Below are 21,369 nucleotides of genomic sequence, written 5' to 3' on the forward strand. Positions count from 1 at the left end.
CCGCCCCAGCGGGCGGGGTTTGATGCGTCGGTCGTCTAAGGAAAGATGCTCGTCTCCAAACGAGAGATGTAGGTGCAAGGCCTGCTCGGCGCTCCAGTGAAGATCCCCCTCTGACAGCAGAGGGGGATCTTTTTGTCATGCCGTCCGCTGGTCACGCCGTCCGCGTCGGATGCTCCGGTGTCGCCCTCGGCGGCCGACTGCCCGGGTGGCCATGGCGCCAGACCCAGAAGATCGCCGCGGAGAGCACACACCACCCCGCCAGCACCAGGAACGGGAACGCGTGCTGGTGGTCGCCGAAGTAGATGGCCGTGTGCTGGGCGTTCACCGAGGCGCCCGGCGGGAGCCAGCGGCCGATGCGGCCCAGGAGGGACGGGAGCAGGGGCCAGGAGACCGCGCCGCCCGAGGAGGGGTTGCCCAGCAGCACCATCAGTCCCCAGGTCGGGATGAGCGCCCAGCGTCCGAAGAGGACGTTGAACATCGAGAAGACCAGGCCCGAGGTGAACATCGTCAGGGCCAGGATCGCCCAGGACTCCACGAACGGGAGGTCCAGCGTGCCCAACCCCCAGTCCACGATCGCCGCGATGGTGAAGCCGCCGAGCACGGCGTACGCGATCATGAAGCCGATCCGGGCCGCCGGTTCGAGCCCCGCGGCGTTCACACTCAGCTGGATCGCGCCCAGGAAGCCGATGATCACGGCGGCGAGCGTGATGTAGAAGACGGCGAGACCGCGCGGGTCGCCTGCTTGCAGCGGCTTGAGGTCCCTGACCCGGACCGGTACGCCGACCTCCCGGCCCACCTTCCCGGCGGCCGAGGCGAGCACCTGGGCGACGGTCGCGCCCGCCGCGGCGGAGAGGTCCAGTTCGACGCCGCGGCCGCGCATCCGCAGCACCGCGAAGACCTTCTGCTCCTCGACGACCCAGCGGGCCGCACCGAACGAGGGGTACGCATGCAGCCGGAGCGAGGCGTCCAGGGCCTTCTCCATACCGTTGATGAACTCCGTCCGCGGGGCGGTGCCCCGGTCGCCGAGGATCACCGCGGTGGGGATCTGGCGCGGGGTGGGGTTGGCGAACGCGTAGGTGTACGAGCCCGCGAAGAGACCGGCGCCGGCCGCGATGATCAGCACGATGACGGTGGCCGGGAGGTACGCCGAGTGCTTGAACCGCTCCCAGACCGATGGCGCCCTGTCCGCCGTGTCATCCGCCATGCGCTCACGCTAAAGCGTGCATCACGGACATAAGGCGCAACACGGCCCGATCGGAAATGGTTCGCCAGCCGTTTTCCCGAGGTGAGATCCTGGGGTCCGTATGTCCATCACGCCTGCCCCCGCCCTGTCCGCCCTGCTGGCGCGGCTCCCCGAGCTCATGCTGCGTGACCAGCAGCGGCTGGGTCGCCGGCTCGACGGCGCGCGCCGGATCCGTAAGCCCGAGGCCCGTGCCGCCGTCCTCGGTGACATCGTCCAGGAGGTCGAGCACGCCGAACTGCGCGTCGCGGGCCGCCGGGCCGCCGTGCCGGACGTGACCTATCCGGAAGAACTGCCGGTCAGCCAGAAGAGGGACGACATCCTGGCGGCCGTGCGCGATCACCAGGTGGTGATCGTCGCGGGTGAGACCGGCTCCGGCAAAACCACCCAGATCCCCAAGATCTGTCTGGAGCTGGGGCGGGGGGTGAAGGGGCTGATCGGCCATACGCAGCCGCGTCGTATCGCCGCCCGTACCGTCGCCGAGCGCATCGCCGAGGAGATCGGGTCACCGCTGGGCGAGTCGGTCGGCTGGAAGGTCCGGTTCACCGATCAGGTGAGCCCGGACACCCACGTCAAGCTGATGACCGACGGCATTCTGCTCGCCGAGATCCAGACCGACCGCGAGCTGCGCCAGTACGACACGATCATCATCGACGAGGCCCATGAGCGCAGCCTCAACATCGACTTCCTGCTCGGCTATCTCGCCCAGCTGCTCCCCCGCCGCCCCGATCTCAAGATCGTGATCACCTCCGCGACCATCGATCCCGAGCGCTTCTCCCGCCACTTCGGCGACGCGCCGATCGTCGAGGTCAGCGGGCGTACCTATCCGGTGGAGGTGCGGTACCGGCCGTTGCTGGAGGAGGGCGGCGAGGACAGCGACCGCGACCAGATCACCGCGATCTGCGACGCGGTCGACGAGCTCCAGGCCGAGGGGCCTGGCGATGTCCTGGTCTTCCTCTCCGGTGAGCGGGAGATCCGGGACACGGCCGACGCGCTGAACAAGAAGCAGCTCCGGGCGACCGAGGTGCTGCCGCTGTACGCCCGGCTGTCCCATGCCGAGCAGCACCGGGTCTTCCAGCGGCACACCGGCAGACGGATCGTGCTGGCGACGAATGTCGCCGAGACCTCGCTGACCGTCCCCGGCATCCGCTATGTGATCGACCCGGGCACCGCCCGGATCTCCCGCTACAGCCATCGCACCAAGGTCCAGCGGCTGCCGATCGAGCCGGTGTCGCAGGCCAGCGCCAATCAGCGCAAGGGCCGCTGCGGCCGTACCAGCGACGGCATCTGCATCCGGCTGTACTCCGAGGACGACTTCCTCACCCGCCCGGAGTTCACCGACGCCGAGATCCTGCGGACCAACCTCGCCTCCGTCATCCTCCAGATGACCGCCGCCGGACTCGGCGACATCGAGAAGTTCCCGTTCATCGACCCGCCGGACCGGCGCAACATCAAGGACGGCGTCCAGCTTCTGGAAGAGCTGCACGCGCTGGACGGCGCACAGAAGGATCCGCGCAAGCGGCTGACGAAGGTCGGCCGCAAGCTGGCCCAGCTGCCCGTGGACCCGCGGCTGGCCCGGATGGTGCTGGAGGCGGACCGCAACGGCTGTGTGCGCGAGGTCATGGTGATCGCGGCCGCGCTGTCCATCCAGGACCCGCGCGAGCGCCCCTCCGACAAACAGCAGCAGGCCGATCAGCAGCACGCTCGCTTCAAGGACGAGTCGAGCGACTTCCTGGCCTTCCTCCATCTGTGGAAGTACATCAGGGAGCGGCAGCGGGAACTGTCCTCGTCCGCGTTCCGCCGGATGTGCCGCCAGGAGTTCCTCAACTACCTGCGGATACGTGAATGGCAGGACATCTACAGCCAGTTGCGCACCGTGGCCAAAACCATGGACATCCATCTGTCCGAAGACGACGCGGCGCCGGACCGGGTGCACACCTCGCTGCTGTCCGGGCTGCTGTCGCACATCGGACTCAAGGACGCCGAGAAGAACGAGTATGTGGGCGCGCGCAGCGCCAAGTTCGCGGTCTTCCCCGGCTCCGCGCTGTTCAAGAAGCCGCCACGCTGGGTGATGTCGGCCGAGCTGGTGGAGACCTCCCGGCTGTGGGCGCGGGTCAACGCGAAGATCGAGCCGGAGTGGATCGAGCCGCTCGCCGAGCACTTGGTCAAGCGCACCTACAGTGAGCCGCACTGGGAGCAGAAGCAGGCGGCGGTGATGGCGTACGAGCGGGTCACGCTCTACGGGGTGCCGATCGTCGCCCAGCGGAAGGTCAACTACGGCCGGATCGACCCGGAGACCTGTCGCGATCTGTTCATCCGCAACGCCCTGGTCGAGGGCGACTGGCGCACCCACCACCAGTTCTTCCACGACAACCGGAAGCTGCTGGGCGAGGTGGAGGAGCTGGAGCACCGGGCCCGGCGCCGCGACATCCTGGTGGACGACGAGACCCTCTTCGACTTCTACGAGCAGCGGATCCCCGAGCATGTGGTGTCGGGCGCGCACTTCGACTCGTGGTGGAAGCACAAGTGTCGTGAAGGAGGGGCTGCGCCGGAGCTTCTCAACTTCGAGAAGTCGATGCTCATCAACGAGCGGGCGCAGGACATCACCAAGGACGCCTATCCCGACTCCTGGCGGCAGGGCAAGCTCACGTTCCGGGTGACGTACCAGTTCGAGCCGGGCGCGGACGCGGACGGCGTGACCGTCCACATTCCGCTCCAGGTGCTCAACCAGGTCACCGCGGAGGGTTTCGACTGGCAGATCCCGGGGCTGCGCGAGGACCTCACCACCGAGCTGATCCGGTCCCTGCCCAAGCCGGTGCGGCGCAACTACGTACCGGCGCCGAACTACGCGAAGCGCTTCCTGGAAAGCGCTCTCCCCGTCCAGGAGCCGCTGACCGCGACCCTCGGCCGGGAGCTCCAGCGGATGGTGGGCGTACGGATCGAGCCGGAGGACTGGGACTGGTCCAAGGTCCCCGAACATCTCAAGATCACCTTCCGGGTGGTCGACGAGCGGCGCCGCAAGCTGGCCGAGGACAAGGACCTGGAGGCGCTGAAGCAGCGGCTCAAGCCCAGGACCCGGGCCGCGATCTCCAAGGCGTTCGAGACCTCGAAGCAGGCGGTGGGCACAGAACAGCGCAGCGGGCTGACCCAGTGGACGATCGGGGCCCTGCCACGCACCTTCGAGACCCGCCGCGGCGGCCAGCCGGTCAAGGCGTATCCGGCGCTGGTGGACGAGGGCGCGTCGGTGGCGGTGCGGCTGTTCGACACCGAGGCCGAGCAGCGGGAGGCGATGTGGCGCGGAACGCGCCGGCTGATCCTGCTCCAGCTGCCGTCCAGCCCGGCCAAGTTCGTCCAGGGCAAGCTGTCCAACCAGGCCAAGCTGGCGCTCTCGGCGAGTCCGCACGGCAGTGTGCAGGCCCTCTTCGAGGACTGTGTGGCCGCGGCGGCCGACCGGCTGATCACCGCGCGGGGCGGCCCCGCGTGGGACGAGGAGTCCTTCCGCAAGCTCTTCGACGCGGTGCGCGCCGACCTGGTGGACGCCACGCTGGACACCGTCCGCAAGGTCCAGGAGGTGCTGGCGGCCTGGCAGTCGTGCGAACGGCGGCTGAAGGCCACCACGAGCCCCGTGCTGCTGTCGTCCCTCCAGGACATCCGCGAGCAGCTCGCCCAGCTGATCACGCCGGGCTTCGTGACCGCCCACGGGGTACGCCGCCTCCCGGACCTCATGCGCTATCTGGTGGCCGTGGACCGGCGCCTCCAGCAGCTCGCGGGCAACGCCGAGCGGGACCGCACCCGGATGGCGAAGGTCCGCGAGATGCAGGACGAGTACGCCTGGCTGCTGGAGCAGTTCCCGGCCGGGCGTCCGGTGCCCCAGGAGGCGCTGGAGATCCGCTGGATGATCGAGGAGCTGCGGGTGAGCTACTTCGCGCATGCGCTCGACACCGCCTATCCGGTCTCCGACAAGCGGATCGTGAAGGCGATCGACGCGGCGGCCCCGTAGCCGGCCACAGCGGCACACAGGGGTTTCCCGGAGGGCGTCCCAGGGCTCTTCGGGGGCCGCCGGGCGCGAGTTCGACCGCACCCCCTGACCTGCTGTAGAGTCTGGGACGCAAGCGCACAGCAGCGCGGCGCAGACGGCTCGTCCGTAAGCGTCACTGTTGGTCCTGTGGAGCAGTTTGGAGTGCTCGCCACCCTGTCAAGGTGGAGGCCGCGGGTTCAAATCCCGTCAGGACCGCATCGCAGAAGGCCCGGATTCCCAGTGGATCCGGGCCTTTTGGCATCTTGACGGCCACCCGCGGCCGGAGGTACCCAGACAAGAAGGTGTGTGGTGGGGTGCGCGGGAGGTGCGGCGCATGGGGATGTCCGCGAAACATGAGACCAGGGCGCTGCTGCGCGCCCATTTGGCGGCCGCCACGGGCTATCGCCATCTGACCCGGCACTGTCCGATCTGCCATCGGCTGCTGCTGCTGGCGATGGAGCCGACGGCGGCCGGTGAGGGACGGGATACGGTCCGGGAGGAGCCGTCGGCGTCGGCGGAGCCGGCGGCGCGGGAATCCGGCCGGGAGCCGGAGCCCTCTGCTCCGCCCTCAACTCGGTAAGCCCTTACCACAGTTGCGCTTTACCGCAGCCGTTAGGGCGGAAACAAGTACCCAATGGTGTGACGGGAGTCACCGAATGGGTTTCCCGAGCAGTGGAACTTATGCCCGGCTCACAATGGGTCAATTTAATATGTGCAATTGCACCCTTGGTCCGAGCCACCGCCGGAGCCCCTCCGAGACCGCCATGACCGGCCCGGATCACGACCCTTCGGGGCTGTGCGGCGACGTTCGGCGACACCCCGCGGGAGGCCATCATCCCCCCGTCCGCAACCACGCCCCGAGGGCGGAAGCGGACACAAAAAAGATCGCGCTGGACCCGGCGGAGTCCAGCGCGATCGACGACGCACCCATGTCGAGCGGTGATTGGCCTGTTGGGGCAGGCACCCGTCGTGTGGAGCCTTACAGGCGAAAGCCGGGCTGGGGGGCCCGGAAATGCCCGGTTATGCGGTTGTTCAGGCCTCGCTGCGCTGCTGCGGGATGCCCGCCAGAAGTGCACGGACCTCCGCTTCGCGGTAGCGCCGATGCCCTCCGAGCGTGCGGATGGACGTGAGCTTGCCTGCCTTCGCCCAGCGCGTGACCGTCTTCGGGTCCACGCGGAACATCGTGGCAACCTCAGCCGGGGTCAGCAGCGGCTCGGCATCAGGGGTGCGAGCGGTCATGAGCGGCCTCCTCGGGAGAACCGAACCATCACGGTTCTTTCCTCTAAATTCTGCACCTTGACCCGCGTTGCCCGAAATGGCAGACGCGGGCCGAGTCGGTTATAGGACGAACGGCTTGTCCTCGGCACTACAACTACACCATCTGTCCAGCCCCGTCGGCCAAACCGATGGAATTGCCCTCTCAGGTGTTCAACCTCGACGGAACCCGATGGACCATGCCATAACGGACAGTCACGCGTCCGTGACGATCAGTCACAACAGGATCAGGGGGCATCAGACCCATCAAGGAGTGCAATACCGATGAATCCGCCCTTACTTGGGCGGAAGGAGCCCTTCCCGGACTCCTTGTCCTATTTTGACACGAGGGTGGGGGATTGCCGCAAGGCCCGAAGTCAGTGCTTTAGGTCACGATTGAGGCAATGGCCCGGATCGGGACCTACGTCCCCTGTACGCCCCGGATCAGCTCGCGTGCTGCCGTCCGCGTACATCGCTCCACCGGTCGGTCAGCCGCTCATAGACGCTTCCCGCCCGCTCCCCGTCCCCCTCGCGCAGCGCGGCGAGCCCCTCGGCCACATCGGCGGCCGAGCGGTCGTCCTCCAGATGCCCGGCGGGTACCGCGTGCACCAGACCGCCGTAGTCCAGCTCGACCAGTGACCGCGGATGGAATTCCTCGAGCCACCGGCCGACGTCCACCAGGCCGTCGATCAGCGGTCCCTCGCCGAGGGATTCCTTCAATACTTTAAGGCCACGCGCCACCCTCCGCCTGGCCTGGACCATTGGAGTGCGATACCGCAAGCACGGTCCGTCGTCACCCTTGGTGTACTCCCGCTCCTCGTCCGCGAACAGCACGAACCAGCGCACCGGGACATGCCAGGTCGCGGAGCGGATCCACGGCCGGGCGTCCGGGTTGCGCTCCAGCCACTGCTCGTAGTCGGAGGCCGCCTGGCGCCGCACCACCGGGGGCAGCACCGCGTCCAGCAGCGGCCCGGGAAGCTGCTCGGACAGCTCCTCCAGCGCCAGCCAGCCCCGCAGCCGCGTCCGCCAGGGGCAGACGCAGGTGACACCGTCCACGACCGCCACGAAGGCGTCCGCGCTCTCGTGTACGGGCACCGGCACCGGGGGCACCGGCAGCAGATCGGCCAGCGAGCGGCGCAGCTCGTCCTGCGCGCCGGGGAGGTCGTCCCGCTTGGCATAACGCGCCCAGTGCGACCGCTCCGGCTCGGGAAAAGCGGCCAGTGGTTCATAGACCCGCAGATACGCCGCGTACGGGACAATCACCGAAGACGCCAAGGTCACTCGCGCTCCCTCAAGGCTGAGGCCACCACCAGGAGTTGTCTGCACCCGGCTGACCGCATCGTCCCACGCCCACCATGTGGACTCGTCGGGGACGTGAGCGATCCGTCGGGTGCCCAGGGCTTACCCTCTTGCCCATCGGCCCTCCCCACCAGCAAGGAGGGCGCCTACCCGACCTATGGGAGTCACCACCGTGACCGACGTACGTCACACCGTCAGCGCCGACGGTCCGACGGTAAGTCGCGTGCCGAACCCTCTGTCCCCGCTCTCAATACTGTTCCGGTCCGACCTGGGCGGACATGAGCAGGTCCTGCTGTGCCAGGACCGGGAGAGCGGTCTGAAGGCCGTCATCGCCATCCACTCGACCGCCCTGGGCCCGGCCCTCGGCGGCACCCGTTTCCATGCCTACAGCTCCGAGGAGCACCCCGAGGAGGCGGCGGTCCTCGACGCGCTCAACCTCTCGCGCGGCATGTCCTACAAGAACGCGCTGGCCGGTCTCGACCACGGCGGCGGCAAGGCCGTGATCCTCGGCGATCCGGATGAGGCCAAGAGCGAGGCCCTGCTGCTGGCCTACGGCCGTTTCGTGGCGTCCCTCGGCGGCCGGTACGTGACCGCCTGCGACGTCGGCACCTATGTCTCCGACATGGACGTGGTGGCCCGTGAGTGCCCCTGGACCACCGGCCGCTCCCCGGAGAACGGCGGCGCCGGCGACTCCTCCGTACTCACCGCCTTCGGCGTCTTCCAGGGCATGCGGGCCAGCGCCCAGGCGTCCTGGGGCGCGCCCACGCTGCGCGGCCGCCGGGTCGGCATCGCGGGCGTCGGCAAGGTCGGCCACCACCTGGTGGAGCACCTCCTCGAGGACGGTGCCGAGGTCGTGGTGACCGATGTGCGCGGCGAGTCGGTCGACCGGGTGCTGGCCCGCCACCCCCGGGTCCAGGCCGTCCCGGACACCGACGCGCTGATCCGCGCGGACCTCGACGTGTACGCCCCGTGCGCGCTCGGCGGCGCGCTCGACGACGACACGGTGCCCGCCCTGACCGCGAAGGTGGTGTGCGGCGCGGCCAACAACCAGCTCGCCCACCCGGGTGTGGAGAAGGACCTCGCCGACCGCGGGATCCTCTACGCACCGGACTACGTGGTGAACGCGGGTGGCGTGATCCAGGTCGCGGACGAACTGCACGGTTTCGACTTCGACCGGGCGAAGGCCAAGGCGGCCAAGATCTTCGATACGACTTTGGCCATATTCGATCGTGCCAAGACCGACGGCATTCCGCCCGCCGCGGCCGCCGACCGTCTGGCGGAGCACCGGATGGCGGAGGGCCGGGCGAACGGCTGACGGTCCGGGAAGGCGCTGAGAAGCCGCTGAGAACCGCCCCGACAGGCCGTGCGGGTCCCCTGCGGGCGGCTTCGCGCGGGGCCGTGAGAGCCCCGGCGGAGCCGTCGAGGAGAGATCCCTCACGGCCTGTCGGCGGGTCGGCGCACAGGACACGCTAAAATCGCAGCTGACCAGCGGGGAAGGGGCTCCCCGTCGGTCCTGCCGTGTGGCACCTCGTGCGGGCGACGTACCGTATGGCCACAGAAGCAGGTACCGTTGAAGCCCTACGGACCGGTCTCTCTCAGGAGAGTCCGCTCTAAGTGATGAACGTGAACGCGTGTCAAGACTCTGGGGCCGTCGAGCCCCGTCGTTGAGGGGGTCGAGCCATGGGGCGCGGCCGGGCCAAGGCCAAGCAGACGAAGGTCGCCCGCCAGCTGAAGTACAACAGCGGTGGGACGGACCTCTCACGCCTGGCCGAGGAGCTGGGCGCATCGACATCGAGCCAGCCGCCGAATGGCGAGCCGTTCGAGGACGATGAGCTGGACGACGACCCGTACGCACAGTACGCGGATCTGTACAACGACGATGAGGACGAGGACGACGAACAGTCGGATCCGTCCCCGCAGCGTCGCCGCGCCTGAACCACTCGTTCCAGGCGTCCGGCATTTCGCCGCACCTCCGCCGGTCCGGGGCCCTCGCCTCGGACCGGCTTCTGTGCTGCCCGCGCCCCGCGCGGGGCCGGCTCAGCTCGCGTAGTCACCGGTCAGCGTCACCGCTTCGGGGTCCTCGGCCGTGCGGTCGACGATCTCGCCGCTGACCCAGGCGTCCACCCCGCGGTCCGCGAGTGTGGCCAGTGCCACATCCACCGACTCGGCGGGGACCACGGCCATCATGCCGACGCCCATGTTGAGGGTCTTCTCCAGCTCCCGCCGCTCCACCGATCCGGCCTCTCCGACCAGCCGGAACACCGGGCCGGGGGTCCAGGTCGAACGGTCGACCACCGCACGCAGCCCGTCCGGGATCACCCGGGCCAGGTTGCTGGCGAGCCCGCCGCCGGTGATGTGCGAGAAGGCGTGCACCTCGGTGGTACGGGTCAGGGCCAGGCAGTCCAGCGCGTAGATCCGGGTGGGCTCCAGCAGCTCCGCGCCCAGGGTCCGGCCGAGCTCCGGCACCTCGCGGTCCAGCGTCCAGCCGGCCTTGTCGAAGAGCACATGACGGACGAGTGAGTACCCGTTCGAGTGAAGTCCGGAGGACTTCATGGCGATGACCGCGTCGCCCGTTCGGATGCGATCCGCGCCCAGCACCCGGTCGGCCTCGACCACGCCCGTACCGGCGCCGGCGACATCGAAGTCATCGGCGGCCAGCAGCCCCGGGTGTTCGGCGGTCTCGCCGCCCACCAGGGCGCAGCCGGCCAGCGCACAGCCCTCGGCGATGCCCTTGACGATGGCCGCGACCCGCTCGGGGTAGACCTTGCCGACGCAGATGTAGTCGGTCATGAACAGCGGCTCGGCGCCGCAGACGACGAGGTCGTCGACGACCATGCCGACCAGGTCGTGGCCGATGGTGTCGTAGACGCCCATCCGGCGCGCGATGTCCACCTTGGTGCCCACGCCGTCGGTGGCGGAGGCGAGCAGCGGGCGCTCGTAGCGGGCCAGCGCGGAGGCGTCGAAGAGCCCGGCGAAACCGCCGAGGCCGCCCACGACCTCGGGCCGGGACGCCTTCTTCACCCACTCCTTCATCAGCTCGACGGCGCGGTCGCCCGCCTCGATGTCGACGCCCGCGGCGGCGTAGGTGGACCCGGACTCGGACATGGCGTTGAGATCTTTCGTATCGGGGATGGCAGGCGGGCAGCCCTACGGGCGGCGGAGCGCGTCGGCGCCGCCGATCCCGGCGGTCAGCGTCCGCACACCGTCGGCGTCGGCGCTGCTGGGGGCCTGTGTCTCGGACTCCAGCAGATGCTTGCCGAGCAGCTCGGGATCCGGCAGGTCCATCGGGTACTCGCCGTCGAAGCAGGCACGGCACAGATTCGGCTTGGCGATGGTGGTCGCCTCGATCATGCCGTCGATGGAGATGTACGCCAGCGAGTCGGCGCCCAGCGACTTGCCGATCTCCTCGACCGACAGTCCGTTGGCGATCAGCTCGGCGCGGGTGGCGAAGTCGATGCCGAAGAAGCACGGCCACTTGATGGGCGGGGACGAGATGCGGATGTGCACCTCGGCGGCCCCGGCCTCGCGCAGCATCCGCACCAGGGCGCGCTGGGTGTTGCCGCGGACGATCGAGTCGTCGACGACCACCAGGCGCTTGCCGCGGATGACCTCCTTGAGGGGGTTCAGCTTGAGCCGGATACCGAGCTGGCGGATGGTCTGCGAGGGCTGGATGAAGGTCCGGCCCACATAGCTGTTCTTGACCAGCCCGGAGCCGTAGGGAATGCCGCTGGCCTCGGCGTAGCCGACGGCGGCGGGGGTGCCGGACTCGGGCGTCGCTATGACCAGGTCGGCGTCGGCCGGGGCCTCGGCGGCCAGCTTGCGGCCCATCTCGACCCGGGAGAGGTAGACGTTCCGCCCGGCGATGTCGGTGTCGGGGCGGGCCAGGTAGACGTACTCGAAGACACAGCCCTTGGGGCGGGCGGCGGCGAAGGTGGTGGAGCGCAGCCCGTTCTCGTCGATGGCGACCATCTCGCCGGGCTCGATCTCCCGGATGAAGGACGCACCCACGATGTCCAGCGCGGCGGACTCGGACGCCACCACCCAGCCGCGCTCCAGGCGGCCGAGGACCAGCGGGCGGATGCCCTGCGGGTCACGGGCGGCGTAGAGCGTCTGCTCGTCCATGAAGACGAGGCTGAATGCGCCCTTGACGCGGGGAAGGACGATGGGGGCGGCCTGCTCGACGGTCAGCGGCTTGCCGTCCTCGTCGACCTGGCCCGCGAGGAGGGCCGTGACGAGGTCGGTGTCGTTGGTCGCCGCGACCTGGGTGGCCCGGCCGCCGTCCTTGGGCAGAGCCGCGACCATCTCGGCCAGCTCGGCGGTGTTGACCAGATTGCCGTTGTGACCGAGCGCGATGGAGCCGTGGGCGGTCGCCCGGAACGTCGGCTGCGCGTTCTCCCACACCGACGCTCCGGTGGTGGAGTAGCGGGCGTGGCCCACCGCGATATGGCCCAGCAGGGAGCCGAGGGAGGTCTCGTCGAAGACCTGTGAGACCAGGCCCATGTCCTTGAAGACGAGAATCTGGGAGCCGTTGCTCACTGCGATGCCCGCGGACTCCTGTCCGCGGTGCTGCAGCGCATACAGCCCGAAATAGGTGAGTTTGGCGACCTCTTCACCCGGTGCCCAGACTCCGAAGACGCCGCAAGCGTCCTGGGGGCCCTTCTCACCGGGGAGCAGGTCGTGGCTGAGTCGTCCGTCACCACGTGGCACGGCATCGAGTCTAGGCCAGTTCCCGAGCACGTCCGAACGAGGGACCTGCCCCGCGGCCTATGTCACATGCCACGGCGCCTCCCGCGGGGCGCCGGACCCCGGTCCCACCAGGGGGACAACGGCGGAGGGCAGGGGCGAGTGGGGCATGGATCACATCTGGCGCGAACCCGGCCGCCCGCCCCGGCCGGGGTGCCGCCGCGGAGGCCTACGCCAGAACCGGGAGGTGGGCGGCGAGGTCTGCGCGCTCACCGCCGGCCGACACCTCGGCGGCCTCCAGCGCCTCGGCCCAGCCGGTGCGGCCGGTGGCCAGCCGCACCCAGGTGAGCGGGTCGGTCTCCACGACGTTCGGCGGGGTGCCGCGGGTGTGCCGGGGCCCCTCGACGCACTGGACCACCGCGTACGGCGGGATCCGGACCTCGACCGACCCGCCGGGCGCCTTCGCCGCGAGGGCGTCGGCCAGCATCCGGACGGCGGCGGCCATCGCCTGGCGGTCGTATGGGACGGGGGTGCCGGTGGCGGCCGCCAGGTCGTCGGAGTGGACCACCAGCTCCACACAGCGGGTCACCAGATAGTCGTCGAGCCGCATGGCGCCCACCGGCACCGCCAGCAGCCGGTCCCCCGGCGCCGCGGCGGCCGTCTCGGTGAACCGGACCTCGGCGCGCTCCAGCAGCACCCGCGGATCCGTGTCCCGCGCCGCCGCGCGGGTGCGCTCGTCGACCGCCCCGGCGAACGAGGCGACGGCGGCCGCGTAGTCGTTCACCCCGGCCTCCTGGGCGGGCGGCGCGGGCGCCGCCAGCAGCCGGGCAACGGAGTCCACGGTCGCCGCCACATGTGTCAGCAGCTCACGGGCGGTCCAGTCGCCGAGCCGGGTGGGGGCGCCCAGCCGCTCCTCGTCCAGCTCCGCGACGGCCTGGCGGATATGGCCCAGCTGCGCGGTCAGGGCGGCGCGGATCGTGGCGGAGTCGTAGACGCGGGCTCGGGCACGGGTGCGAGGCGGCATGGCGTCGAGCCTATCGAGCGCCGTGGACAGCCCGGCGGGTCTGGCAGACGATGGAAGAGAACGGAAGAAAGGGACTCTATCCGTAGGAAAGGTGTGAATCACCATGGGCGAGCATCCGGACTGTGCCCTGGTGCGCAAGGCTTTCGACACGTTCACCCGGGGCGACCTGAACACCCTGGCCACGATGATGACCACGGACGTCGTCCACCACGTGCCCGGCAGTAACCCGCTGTCCGGCACTCACAAGGGCGTGGAGGACGTCCTCCGGCTGTACCGCGACTGGGGCAGGCCGGACGGCAGTACCAAGGGAATCGAGCCCGAGCTGCTGACGGCCGACGGCCAGGGGCATGTGATCTTCGGTTACCGCTACACCGCGCGGAAAGCTGACGGCAGCCGCAGCTTCGCCATGAAGGGCGCTCAGTACATCACCGTCATCGGCGGAAAGATCTCCGACATCGAGGAGTGCGTCGAGGACCTCGACGCCTTCGACGCGTACTGGCTGGGGTGACCGGCCGGACGTACGGCCCCGCCCTCCCTGGGGAGGACGGGGCCGTACCGGCAGTTACGGGCCCCGCGACGGGATCCGTCAGGCCAGCAGGCCCGGGATCGTCGCCTCGTAGGCGTCCCGGAGCTCGGCCAGCGGGAGCGAGAACTGCCCCTGGACGTCGATCGCGTCGCCGTCCACCACGCCGATCCGGACCGCGGGAAGGCCGCGGGCGCCGCACATGTCGTTGAAGCGGACCTCCTCGCTGCGCGGCACCGAGACCACCGCCCGGCCCGCGGACTCCGAGAAGAGCAGCACAAACGGGTCGGTCCCGTCGGGGACCACGATCCGGGCGCCCTTGCCGCCGCGCAGACACGACTCGGCGAGCGCCTGGATCAGACCGCCGTCGGACAGGTCGTGCGCCGCGTCCACCATGCCGTCGCGCGAGGCCGAGATCAGGATCTCGGCGAGCAGCCGCTCACGCTCCAGGTCCACCGTCGGCGGCATCCCGCCGAGGTGCTCGTGGATCACCTGCGACCAGGCCGAACCGCCCAGCTCCTCCGCGGTGTCGCCGAGGAGGTAGAGCAGCTGGCCCTCCTCCGCGAAGGCGATCGGGGTGCGGCGGGCCACATCGTCGATCACACCGAGGACGGCGACCACCGGGGTCGGATGGATGGCCACCTCGCCGGTCTGGTTGTACAGCGAGACATTGCCGCCGGTCACCGGGGTGCCCAGGGTCTGGCAGCCGTCCGCGAGACCGCGGGTGGCCTCCGCGAACTGCCACATGACCGCGGGGTCCTCCGGCGAGCCGAAGTTGAGGCAGTTGGAGATCGCCAGCGGCCTGGCGCCGGACGCGGCCACATTGCGGTACGACTCGGCGAGCGCGAGCTGCGCCCCGGCGTACGGGTCCAGCTTGGCGTAGCGGCCGTTGCCGTCCGTGGCGACGGCGACACCGAGACCGGTCTCCTCGTCCACCCGGACCATGCCGGAGTCCTCGGGCTGCGCCAGCACCGTGTTGCCCTGCACAAAGCGGTCGTACTGGTCGGTGACCCAGGACTTGGACGCCTGGTTGGGCGAGGAGATCACCCGGAGCACCTGCGCCCGCAGCTCCTCCGGGGTCGCCGGGCGCGGCAGCTTGGCCGCGTCGTCGGCCTGGAGCGCGTCCTGCCACGCGGGGCGGGCGTAGGGACGCTCGTAGACCGGGCCCTCGTGGGCGACGGTGCGCGGCGGGACGTCGACGATCTGCTCGCCGTGCCAGTAGATCTCCAGCCGCTCGCCGTCGGTGACCTCACCGATCACGGTGGCGATGACGTCCCACTTCTCGCAGATCTCCAGGAAGCGGTCCGCCTGCTCCGGCTTCACGATCGCGCACATGCGCTCCTGCGACTCGCTCATCAGGATCTCCTCGGGGGAGAGCGAGGAGTCGCGCAGCGGAACGGTGTCCAGGTCGACCCGCATCCCGCCGGAACCGGCCGAGGCCAGCTCGCTGGTGGCGCAGGAGAGCCCGGCGCCGCCGAGGTCCTGGATGCCCTCGACCAGGTTCTCCTTGAAGATCTCCAGGGTGCACTCGATGAGCAGCTTCTCCTGGAAGGGGTCGCCGACCTGGACGGCGGGGCGCTTGGCGGGCTTCGAGTCATCAAAGGTCTCGGAGGCCAGCACGGAGACGCCGCCGATGCCGTCGCCGCCGGTGCGGGCGCCGTAGAGGATGACCTTGTTGCCCGCGCCGGACGCCTTGGCGAGGTGGATGTCCTCGTGCTTCATCACACCCACGCACAGTGCGTTGACCAGTGGGTTGCCCTGGTAGCAGGAGTCGAAGACCACCTCGCCGCCGATGTTGGGCAGACCCAGGCAGTTGCCGTAGCCGCCGATGCCCGCGACCACACCGGGCAGCACCCGCTTGGTGTCGGGGTGGTCGGCGGCGCCGAAGCGCAGCGGGTCCATGACGGCGACCGGACGGGCGCCCATGGCGAGGATGTCGCGGACGATGCCGCCGATGCCGGTGGCCGCGCCCTGGTAGGGCTCGATGTACGAGGGGTGGTTGTGCGACTCGACCTTGAAGGTGACCGCGTAGCCCTGGCCGACGTCGACCACGCCCGCGTTCTCGCCGATGCCGACGAGCAGGGCGTCGTTCTCCGGGGCCTTGTCGCCGAACTGCCGCAGATGGACCTTGCTGCTCTTGTACGAGCAGTGCTCGGACCACATGACGGAGTACATGGCGAGCTCGGCACCGGTGGGACGGCGGTCGAGGATGGCGCGGATGCGCTCGTACTCGTCCTGCTTGAGGCCGAGCTCGGCCCAGGGCTGCTCGGCGTCCGGGGTCTGCGCCGCGTGCTTGGTGGTATCCAGGGTCATGCGCTGACCAGCCTCTTGAGGATCGAGGTGAAGAATCCGAGACCGTCGGTACGACCGGTGCCGATCAGCGGCTCCACGGCGTGCTCGGGATGGGGCATCAGACCGACGACATTGCCCGCGGCATTGGAGATACCGGCGATGTCGCGCAGGGAACCGTTGGGGTTCATCTCCTGATAGCGGAAGACGACCCGGCCCTCGGCCTCGAGTTCATCGAGGACCCGCTCATCGGCGACATAGCGGCCGTCGATGTTCTTCAGCGGGATGTTGATCTCCTGGCCCTGCTCGTAGGAGCGGGTCCAGGCGGTCTCCGCGTTTTCCACTCGCAACTTCTGGTCGCGGCAGATGAAGTGCAGATGGTTGTTCCGCAGCATCGCACCGGGCAGCAGATGGGTCTCGGTGAGAACCTGGAAGCCATTGCAGATGCCAAGGACGGGCATACCGGCCTTCGCCTGGCCGATGACCGACTCCATTACCGGGGAGAAGCGGGAGATCGCTCCGGCGCGGAGATAGTCGCCATAGGAGAAGCCGCCCGGCAGGATCACCGCGTCGACCTGCTTCAGATCCTTGTCCCGGTGCCACAGCGGCACCGCCTCCAGACCGGCGGCGCGGACCGCGCGCTGGGTGTCGCGGTCGTCGAGCGTGCCGGGAAAGGTGATGACTCCGACGCGTGCGGTCACGACTCCGCCTTCACGGCGGCGGTGTCGGCACCCTCGCCGACCTCGACCTTCACGGAGAAGTCCTCGATCACGGTGTTCGCGAGGAACGTTCCGGCGATCTCATGGATACGGGCGAGGGCGGCATCGTCGACCGGGCCCTCCACCTCGAGTTCAAAGCGCTTGCCCTGACGGACGTCGGCGATCCCCTCGAAGCCGAGGCGGGGCAGTGCTCGCTGCACCGCCTGGCCCTGGGGGTCGAGGATCTCCGGCTTGAGCATGACGTCGACTACGACGCGTGCCACTGGCACTCCCGGTGGTGTGGTGCTGGTGCGTAAGGCGGTGGCCCAAGCCTACCCCGAGGAAAATTCTACGCGAGTAGATAGCGCGAACCAGGGAACCCTTCGGTCACGTTTAAGCATCGTCGAGGGCAACTGCTGGGGAAAGAACCGACGAAAACGTATGGTCCCGATTGCGACATGACACGCGGACGGAATTACCGGGGCTTCACAATGCATTGTCGCCCCCTGTACAAATGAAAAAGCATTGTTCGCTTACAACTGGACAGCTGTCATCTTTGCACGTCAACGCAACGATGCAGCCCGAAAGGACCGATATCCGTGGCGCAGCGCGTAGTAGTCACGCTCTCTGACGACATCGACGGCGGGGACGCCGAGGAAACGGTCGCGTTCGGGCTCGACGGCAGGTCGTACGAGATCGACCTCAACGCAGGCAATGCGGAGAAACTGCGCGACATGCTGGCCCCGTACATGGAGGCCGGCCGCAAGCGCGCACGCTCCGGGAAGACCTACCGCCGCACCGCCGTCGCCCCGGACCCGGCCGCGGTGCGCGCCTGGGCGCGGTCGCACGGCATGGAGGTGCCGCCGCGGGGCCGGATCCCCAAGAAGGTCTACGAGGCGTTCAACGCCGCGCGCTGACCGACCCGTTCGGCCGAGTTGCACAGCACCCCGGGTGATCCGCTAGAGTCTGGAGCACGCCGAGGGGCCGAGCCGAAAGGCGAATCCCCGAGGACAACACCATGCGGGTGTAGCTCAGTAGTAGAGCGCCCCCTTTCCAAGGGGGAGGCGCAGTGTGCGATCCCTGTCACCCGCTCTCATCACTCACCGCTCCACCGGAGTGGATCAGGTAGAGTGATGCACGCGCCGATCGGTGAGAGCCGGTCGGAGGCATGCGGACGTGGCTCAGTTGGTAGAGCATCACCTTGCCAAGGTGAGGGTCGCGAGTTCGAATCTCGTCGTCCGCTCCATTCAGGTCAGGCCCCGGTCGAATCGACCGGGGCCTGACCTGTTTTCGAGGTGGCGCGGGGCGAGTTGACGGCCGCGGAGACGGTACGGATCTGGCGGCGGACGGGGCGTCGTGCGGCGGCGCCGCTGGCACGGGAGCGCGGCCGGCTGTAAGGCTGGAGGTGGCCGCGGCGCACCGCTTCCGCGCCGTGGTCCGCACACGGGAGGAGGAGACAGCCATGACGGCCTCATCCGTGATCATCTGGGTCGTCGCCATCGTGATCGTGGCGGCCATCGCGCTGAGCGTGTCCAGGAACAAGAAATGAGCACGTCGGAGGCGAGGTAGTTCCGTCGCCGGGGGTTTGGTTATAGTAGAGGCGCGCCGTACGGCATGTACGGCGCATGCGGACGTAGCTCAGTTGGTAGAGCGCAACCTTGCCAAGGTTGAGGTCGCGAGTTCGAGCCTCGTCGTCCGCTCCGTGAGAAGGGGCCCCGGTCGATATGACCGGGGCTCCTTCTGTGTTCCACGTCACGCCGTCCGGTGCGTGGCCCGCCCGGTGGGCGGGCCACGCTCTCCGTGCGGCGGCTACGACCAGCGGTTGTCGGTCAGCCGCTCATACGCCTCGATGTACTTCGCCCGTGTCCGCTCCACGACCTCCTCCGGCAGCGGGGGCGGCGGCTGCTCGCCGCGGCGGTCCCAGCCGGAGGCCGGAGAGGTGAGCCAGTCGCGGACGAACTGCTTGTCGAAGGACGGCTGGGGGCGGCCGGGCTGCCACCTGTCGACGGGCCAGAAGCGGGAGGAGTCCGGGGTCAGCACCTCATCGGCGAGGACCGGTTCCGCGCCCGCCGCGCCCAGCGTCGCCGGCGCGTAGCCGAACTCGAACTTGGTGTCGGCGAGGATGATGCCCCGCTCGCGGGCAATGTCGCGGGCGCGGGCGTAGATCGCGAGGGTGGCCTGGCGCAGCTGGGCGGCGGGCTCGGCACCGATCCGGTGCGCGACCTCCTCGTACGCCACGTTCTCGTCGTGCTCGCCGACCTCGGCCTTGGTGGCCGGGGTGAAGATCGGGGTGGGCAGCTCGGAGCCGTCGCTCAGCCCCTCGGGGAGGGCGAGGCCGCAGACCGTGCGGGTCTCGCGGTACTCGGCCAGCCCGGAGCCGGTCAGATAGCCGCGGGCCACGCATTCGACCGGGACCATCTCCAGCGACCGGCAGACGAGGGTGCGGCCCTCCCAGTCGGCGGGGGCCCCGGCGGGCAGCTCGGTGGAGAGCACATGGTTGGGGGCCAGATCGGCCAGCACATCGAACCACCACAGGGACATCTGGGTCAGCACCCGGCCCTTGTCCGGGATCTCGGTGGGCAGCACCCAGTCGTAGGCGGAGATCCGGTCGCTGGCGACCATCACCAGCTCGCCCCGCTCGTTCCGGTAGAGGTCGCGCACCTTGCCGGTGTGCAGGTGCTCAAGGCCCGGGACCTCCACCGGCTCGGGCTTCTCGACGAATCCGGACACGCTGCCTCCTGGTGGTTTTGTCCAAGCCACCTCGATTCTGCCGCACGTCACGGCCATGTCCGGACCCGGCCCGCCCCTCACACCCGCTTGCAGATGCGGTCCAGCAGATTGGCCGTGGCGCGCTGCACCCGCTCGTCCCGGTGACCCGGCCGGTCCAGCGCCGGTGACCACGCGAAGGTGCCGGAGGCGAAGACCAGGGCGCCGCTGGGGGCCCGGTAGAGGGAGGTCTCCTGGTGCCGGGTGGCCCCCTCGGCGTCCTGGTACGGGGAGTGGGCCAGCAGGATCCGGCCGTCGTGCTCGGGCAGCGAGGTGCGCGGGAAGTAGCGGTCGGCCTCGCCCGCGACCAGACCGGGCAGTTCGTCGCCCTCCTCGGCGCCGGTGGCCTCCCACAGCCAGTGGCCCGCGTTGCGCACGACCATCGGACGCGGTTCGGGCACCCGGCCCGCGTACTGGATGCCGATCAGCTGCTGTTCGGGCGCCGTTTCGCGCCACAGCGCGGAGCGGCCGGGGCCACGGCGCTTGCGGCAGGTCAGCAGGCGGTCCGGACCGGAGGGCGAGGGGGCAAGATCGACCTGCCAGTACATGGTGTTGGCGGAAAGGAAGACCAGCGAGGTGCCGCTGTCGCGGGCCCCTTCGACGGTGCGGCGCAGCGGCGCCGACCAGTACTCGTCATGGCCGGGGAAGACCAGTCCGCGGTAGCGGGTGGGGTCGATGGCGCCCGCGTGGAGATCGCGGGTCTCGGCGTACGCGAGGTCGTAGCCGTAGCGCTCGGCCCAGCGGATGAAGTCGTAGGCGTGGCCCACATGGAGCGGCAGCCCCGCGCCCGCGTACGGCCGGTCGAAGGAGACCGTGACCGCGGCCTCGGACTCGCCCAGCAGCCGCCCCCGCTCGTCCCAGGCGTGGTAGAGGCTGGCGCCGGTGCGGCCGTCCTCCGGATAGAGGTTGTACGCCTGCCAGGTGAAGTCCGGGAGGACCAGCAGCAGGTCGGCGGGGTGGGTGTCGCGGACGGTGAAGGGGATGTGGCTGCGGTAGCCGTCGGCGGTGGTGAGCACCGCGACATAGGCGCCCAGCTTCCAGTACGTGGGGATCTGGAGCCGCCAGGACAGCCACCAGTGGTGGCAGGAGACGGTGCGGTCGGCGGTGAGCGGGGCGGGCTGGACGATGCCGGACAGCCGCGGGCTGGTGGTGATCTTCGAGGCGCCGTCGCCGCCGTAGTGGCCGATCCGGTAGACGTCCACGCTGAACTGCTGCGGCGGGTCGACCGTGATGCGGAAGTCGATGGCTTCGCCGGGGGCCGCGGCGGAGGCGGAGGTGAAGCCCTTGATCTGCCGGTGGACATCATCGGCGCTACGAGGGCCGGGGACCCGGGCGGCGCGGCGGTCGCGGGCCCGCGGCGCGGTCCGGTCGATCGCCCGGTCGATGGCGCCGGGGCTGTGGACGTGGTCCACGTACCACGGGACCACATGGCCGGTGTCGTCGAAGTAGTTCTCGCTGCCGCGCAGCCAGGGCAGCGGGCCCTGGCCGAAAGGATCCGTCACCGCGTGGGCCAGTGCGCCCGACTCCCAGCGCCGGATCTGGTCCGTCCCCATCCCCTGCTCCCCTCCCTGCGTA

General features: G+C 69.6%; 18 protein-coding genes and 5 tRNA genes. 12 read left to right on the top strand and 11 right to left on the bottom strand.

The window, feature by feature from the left end:
- Positions 1-24: 24 nt before the first annotated feature.
- Positions 25-96 (top strand) — tRNA-OTHER (locus JK363_RS04865).
- Between the two features lie 55 nt (positions 97-151).
- On the opposite strand, the gene JK363_RS04870 is transcribed toward JK363_RS04865, so the two are convergent.
- Positions 152-1,204, bottom strand: coding sequence for an ABC-2 transporter permease (locus JK363_RS04870; protein ID WP_201871788.1), 1,053 nt, complete (start codon positions 1,202-1,204; stop codon positions 152-154).
- A 100-nt stretch (positions 1,205-1,304) separates the two neighbouring features.
- Between JK363_RS04870 and hrpA the strand changes: the two genes are divergently transcribed.
- The 3 genes from hrpA to JK363_RS04885 all read left to right on the top strand — a co-directional run bounded on the left by hrpA (position 1,305) and on the right by JK363_RS04885 (position 5,838).
- Positions 1,305-5,240, top strand: a complete 3,936-nt coding sequence (hrpA, locus tag JK363_RS04875; RefSeq protein ID WP_201871796.1) for an ATP-dependent RNA helicase HrpA — start codon at positions 1,305-1,307, stop codon at positions 5,238-5,240.
- 159 nt (positions 5,241-5,399) lie between these two features.
- A tRNA-Asp gene (locus JK363_RS04880) sits at positions 5,400-5,474 on the top strand.
- 118 nt (positions 5,475-5,592) lie between these two features.
- Positions 5,593-5,838 (top strand): DUF6274 family protein, encoded by a 246-nt coding sequence (locus tag JK363_RS04885; RefSeq protein ID WP_201871798.1) that lies wholly within the window; start codon positions 5,593-5,595, stop codon positions 5,836-5,838.
- A 452-nt stretch (positions 5,839-6,290) separates the two neighbouring features.
- On the opposite strand, the gene bldC is transcribed toward JK363_RS04885, so the two are convergent.
- A complete protein-coding gene (bldC, locus tag JK363_RS04890) occupies positions 6,291-6,497 on the bottom strand; it encodes a developmental transcriptional regulator BldC (protein ID WP_003949541.1) in 207 nt (68 codons plus the stop codon).
- Between the two features lie 459 nt (positions 6,498-6,956).
- Entirely contained in the window at positions 6,957-7,793 is an 837-nt protein-coding gene (locus JK363_RS04895) for a DUF8083 family protein (RefSeq protein WP_201871800.1), read from the bottom strand.
- A gap of 175 nt (positions 7,794-7,968) precedes the next feature.
- Between JK363_RS04895 and JK363_RS04900 the strand changes: the two genes are divergently transcribed.
- Entirely contained in the window at positions 7,969-9,126 is a 1,158-nt protein-coding gene (locus tag JK363_RS04900; protein ID WP_236075575.1) for a Leu/Phe/Val dehydrogenase, read from the top strand.
- A 365-nt stretch (positions 9,127-9,491) separates the two neighbouring features.
- On the top strand, positions 9,492-9,746 hold the full coding sequence (locus tag JK363_RS04905; RefSeq protein WP_176181587.1) for a DUF3073 domain-containing protein: 255 nt from the start codon (positions 9,492-9,494) through the stop codon (positions 9,744-9,746).
- Positions 9,747-9,848: 102 nt separating this feature from the next.
- Here JK363_RS04905 and purM read toward each other — a convergent pair whose 3' ends face one another.
- From purM to JK363_RS04920, 3 genes are all read right to left on the bottom strand, one after another.
- The gene (purM, locus tag JK363_RS04910) at positions 9,849-10,916 is read right to left on the bottom strand and encodes a phosphoribosylformylglycinamidine cyclo-ligase (protein ID WP_201871805.1); all 1,068 of its coding nucleotides are present in this window, start codon (positions 10,914-10,916) and stop codon (positions 9,849-9,851) included.
- A gap of 42 nt (positions 10,917-10,958) precedes the next feature.
- Positions 10,959-12,518 (bottom strand): amidophosphoribosyltransferase, encoded by a 1,560-nt coding sequence (gene purF / locus JK363_RS04915; RefSeq protein ID WP_201871807.1) that lies wholly within the window; start codon positions 12,516-12,518, stop codon positions 10,959-10,961.
- Between the two features lie 205 nt (positions 12,519-12,723).
- Complete coding sequence (locus tag JK363_RS04920) at positions 12,724-13,518, bottom strand: maleylpyruvate isomerase family mycothiol-dependent enzyme (RefSeq protein WP_201871809.1); 795 nt, start codon at positions 13,516-13,518, stop codon at positions 12,724-12,726.
- A 103-nt stretch (positions 13,519-13,621) separates the two neighbouring features.
- Here JK363_RS04920 and JK363_RS04925 point away from each other — a divergent pair, with 103 nt between their 5' ends.
- Positions 13,622-14,026 carry a nuclear transport factor 2 family protein gene (locus JK363_RS04925; protein ID WP_201871811.1) on the top strand — a complete coding sequence of 135 codons (405 nt, stop codon included), beginning with the start codon at positions 13,622-13,624 and terminating at the stop codon, positions 14,024-14,026.
- A gap of 78 nt (positions 14,027-14,104) precedes the next feature.
- Here the strand turns inward: JK363_RS04925 and purL are convergent, their stop codons facing one another.
- The 3 genes from purL to purS are packed head-to-tail and all read right to left on the bottom strand — an operon-like array spanning position 14,105 to position 17,312.
- Positions 14,105-16,354, bottom strand: coding sequence for a phosphoribosylformylglycinamidine synthase subunit PurL (gene purL / locus JK363_RS04930; RefSeq protein WP_201871813.1), 2,250 nt, complete (start codon positions 16,352-16,354; stop codon positions 14,105-14,107).
- Positions 16,351-17,031 carry a phosphoribosylformylglycinamidine synthase subunit PurQ gene (purQ, locus tag JK363_RS04935; protein ID WP_201871815.1) on the bottom strand — a complete coding sequence of 227 codons (681 nt, stop codon included), beginning with the start codon at positions 17,029-17,031 and terminating at the stop codon, positions 16,351-16,353. Before purQ ends, purL begins: the two co-directional genes overlap by 4 nt.
- The gene (gene purS, locus JK363_RS04940; protein ID WP_201871821.1) at positions 17,028-17,312 is read right to left on the bottom strand and encodes a phosphoribosylformylglycinamidine synthase subunit PurS; all 285 of its coding nucleotides are present in this window, start codon (positions 17,310-17,312) and stop codon (positions 17,028-17,030) included. The genes purQ and purS overlap by 4 nt, the downstream gene beginning before the upstream one ends.
- Positions 17,313-17,627: 315 nt before the next feature.
- On the opposite strand from purS, the gene JK363_RS04945 reads away from it, so the two are divergent.
- From JK363_RS04945 to JK363_RS04965, 5 genes are all read left to right on the top strand, one after another.
- Positions 17,628-17,945, top strand: coding sequence for a histone-like nucleoid-structuring protein Lsr2 (locus tag JK363_RS04945; protein ID WP_201871823.1), 318 nt, complete (start codon positions 17,628-17,630; stop codon positions 17,943-17,945).
- Between the two features lie 103 nt (positions 17,946-18,048).
- Positions 18,049-18,120 (top strand) — tRNA-Gly (locus JK363_RS04950).
- A 78-nt stretch (positions 18,121-18,198) separates the two neighbouring features.
- Positions 18,199-18,274, top strand: a tRNA-Gly gene (locus JK363_RS04955).
- Positions 18,275-18,433: 159 nt separating this feature from the next.
- Positions 18,434-18,577 carry a hypothetical protein gene (locus tag JK363_RS04960; protein WP_201871825.1) on the top strand — a complete coding sequence of 48 codons (144 nt, stop codon included), beginning with the start codon at positions 18,434-18,436 and terminating at the stop codon, positions 18,575-18,577.
- 78 nt (positions 18,578-18,655) lie between these two features.
- A tRNA-Gly gene (locus JK363_RS04965) sits at positions 18,656-18,728 on the top strand.
- Between the two features lie 109 nt (positions 18,729-18,837).
- Here JK363_RS04965 and JK363_RS04970 read toward each other — a convergent pair.
- Both JK363_RS04970 and JK363_RS04975 read right to left on the bottom strand, forming a co-directional pair.
- Complete coding sequence (locus JK363_RS04970; RefSeq protein ID WP_201871826.1) at positions 18,838-19,758, bottom strand: phosphoribosylaminoimidazolesuccinocarboxamide synthase; 921 nt, start codon at positions 19,756-19,758, stop codon at positions 18,838-18,840.
- Between the two features lie 77 nt (positions 19,759-19,835).
- On the bottom strand, positions 19,836-21,347 hold the full coding sequence (locus tag JK363_RS04975; RefSeq protein ID WP_201871827.1) for a N,N-dimethylformamidase beta subunit family domain-containing protein: 1,512 nt from the start codon (positions 21,345-21,347) through the stop codon (positions 19,836-19,838).
- Positions 21,348-21,369: the final 22 nt, after the last annotated feature.

It is taken from the genome of Streptomyces coffeae, assembly GCF_016741875.1.
Taxonomy (GTDB): Bacteria; Actinomycetota; Actinomycetes; order Streptomycetales; family Streptomycetaceae; genus Streptomyces; species Streptomyces coffeae.

Excerpts from the sequence above, each read along its gene's own strand:
- JK363_RS04975 (WP_201871827.1), bottom strand. The coding sequence starts at position 21,347 with ATGGGGACGGACCAGATCCGGCGCTGGGAGTCGGGCGCACTGGCCCAC.
- JK363_RS04920 (WP_201871809.1), bottom strand. The coding sequence starts at position 13,518 with ATGCCGCCTCGCACCCGTGCCCGAGCCCGCGTCTACGACTCCGCCACG.
- purM (WP_201871805.1), bottom strand. The coding sequence starts at position 10,916 with ATGTCCGAGTCCGGGTCCACCTACGCCGCCGCGGGCGTCGACATCGAG.
- JK363_RS04925 (WP_201871811.1), top strand. The coding sequence starts at position 13,622 with ATGGGCGAGCATCCGGACTGTGCCCTGGTGCGCAAGGCTTTCGACACG.
- hrpA (WP_201871796.1), top strand. The coding sequence starts at position 1,305 with ATGTCCATCACGCCTGCCCCCGCCCTGTCCGCCCTGCTGGCGCGGCTC.
- JK363_RS04885 (WP_201871798.1), top strand. The coding sequence starts at position 5,593 with ATGGGGATGTCCGCGAAACATGAGACCAGGGCGCTGCTGCGCGCCCAT.
- purL (WP_201871813.1), bottom strand. The coding sequence starts at position 16,354 with ATGACCCTGGATACCACCAAGCACGCGGCGCAGACCCCGGACGCCGAG.
- JK363_RS04900 (WP_236075575.1), top strand. The coding sequence starts at position 7,969 with ATGGGAGTCACCACCGTGACCGACGTACGTCACACCGTCAGCGCCGAC.
- JK363_RS04870 (WP_201871788.1), bottom strand. The coding sequence starts at position 1,204 with ATGGCGGATGACACGGCGGACAGGGCGCCATCGGTCTGGGAGCGGTTC.
- JK363_RS04905 (WP_176181587.1), top strand. The coding sequence starts at position 9,492 with ATGGGGCGCGGCCGGGCCAAGGCCAAGCAGACGAAGGTCGCCCGCCAG.
- bldC (WP_003949541.1), bottom strand. The coding sequence starts at position 6,497 with ATGACCGCTCGCACCCCTGATGCCGAGCCGCTGCTGACCCCGGCTGAG.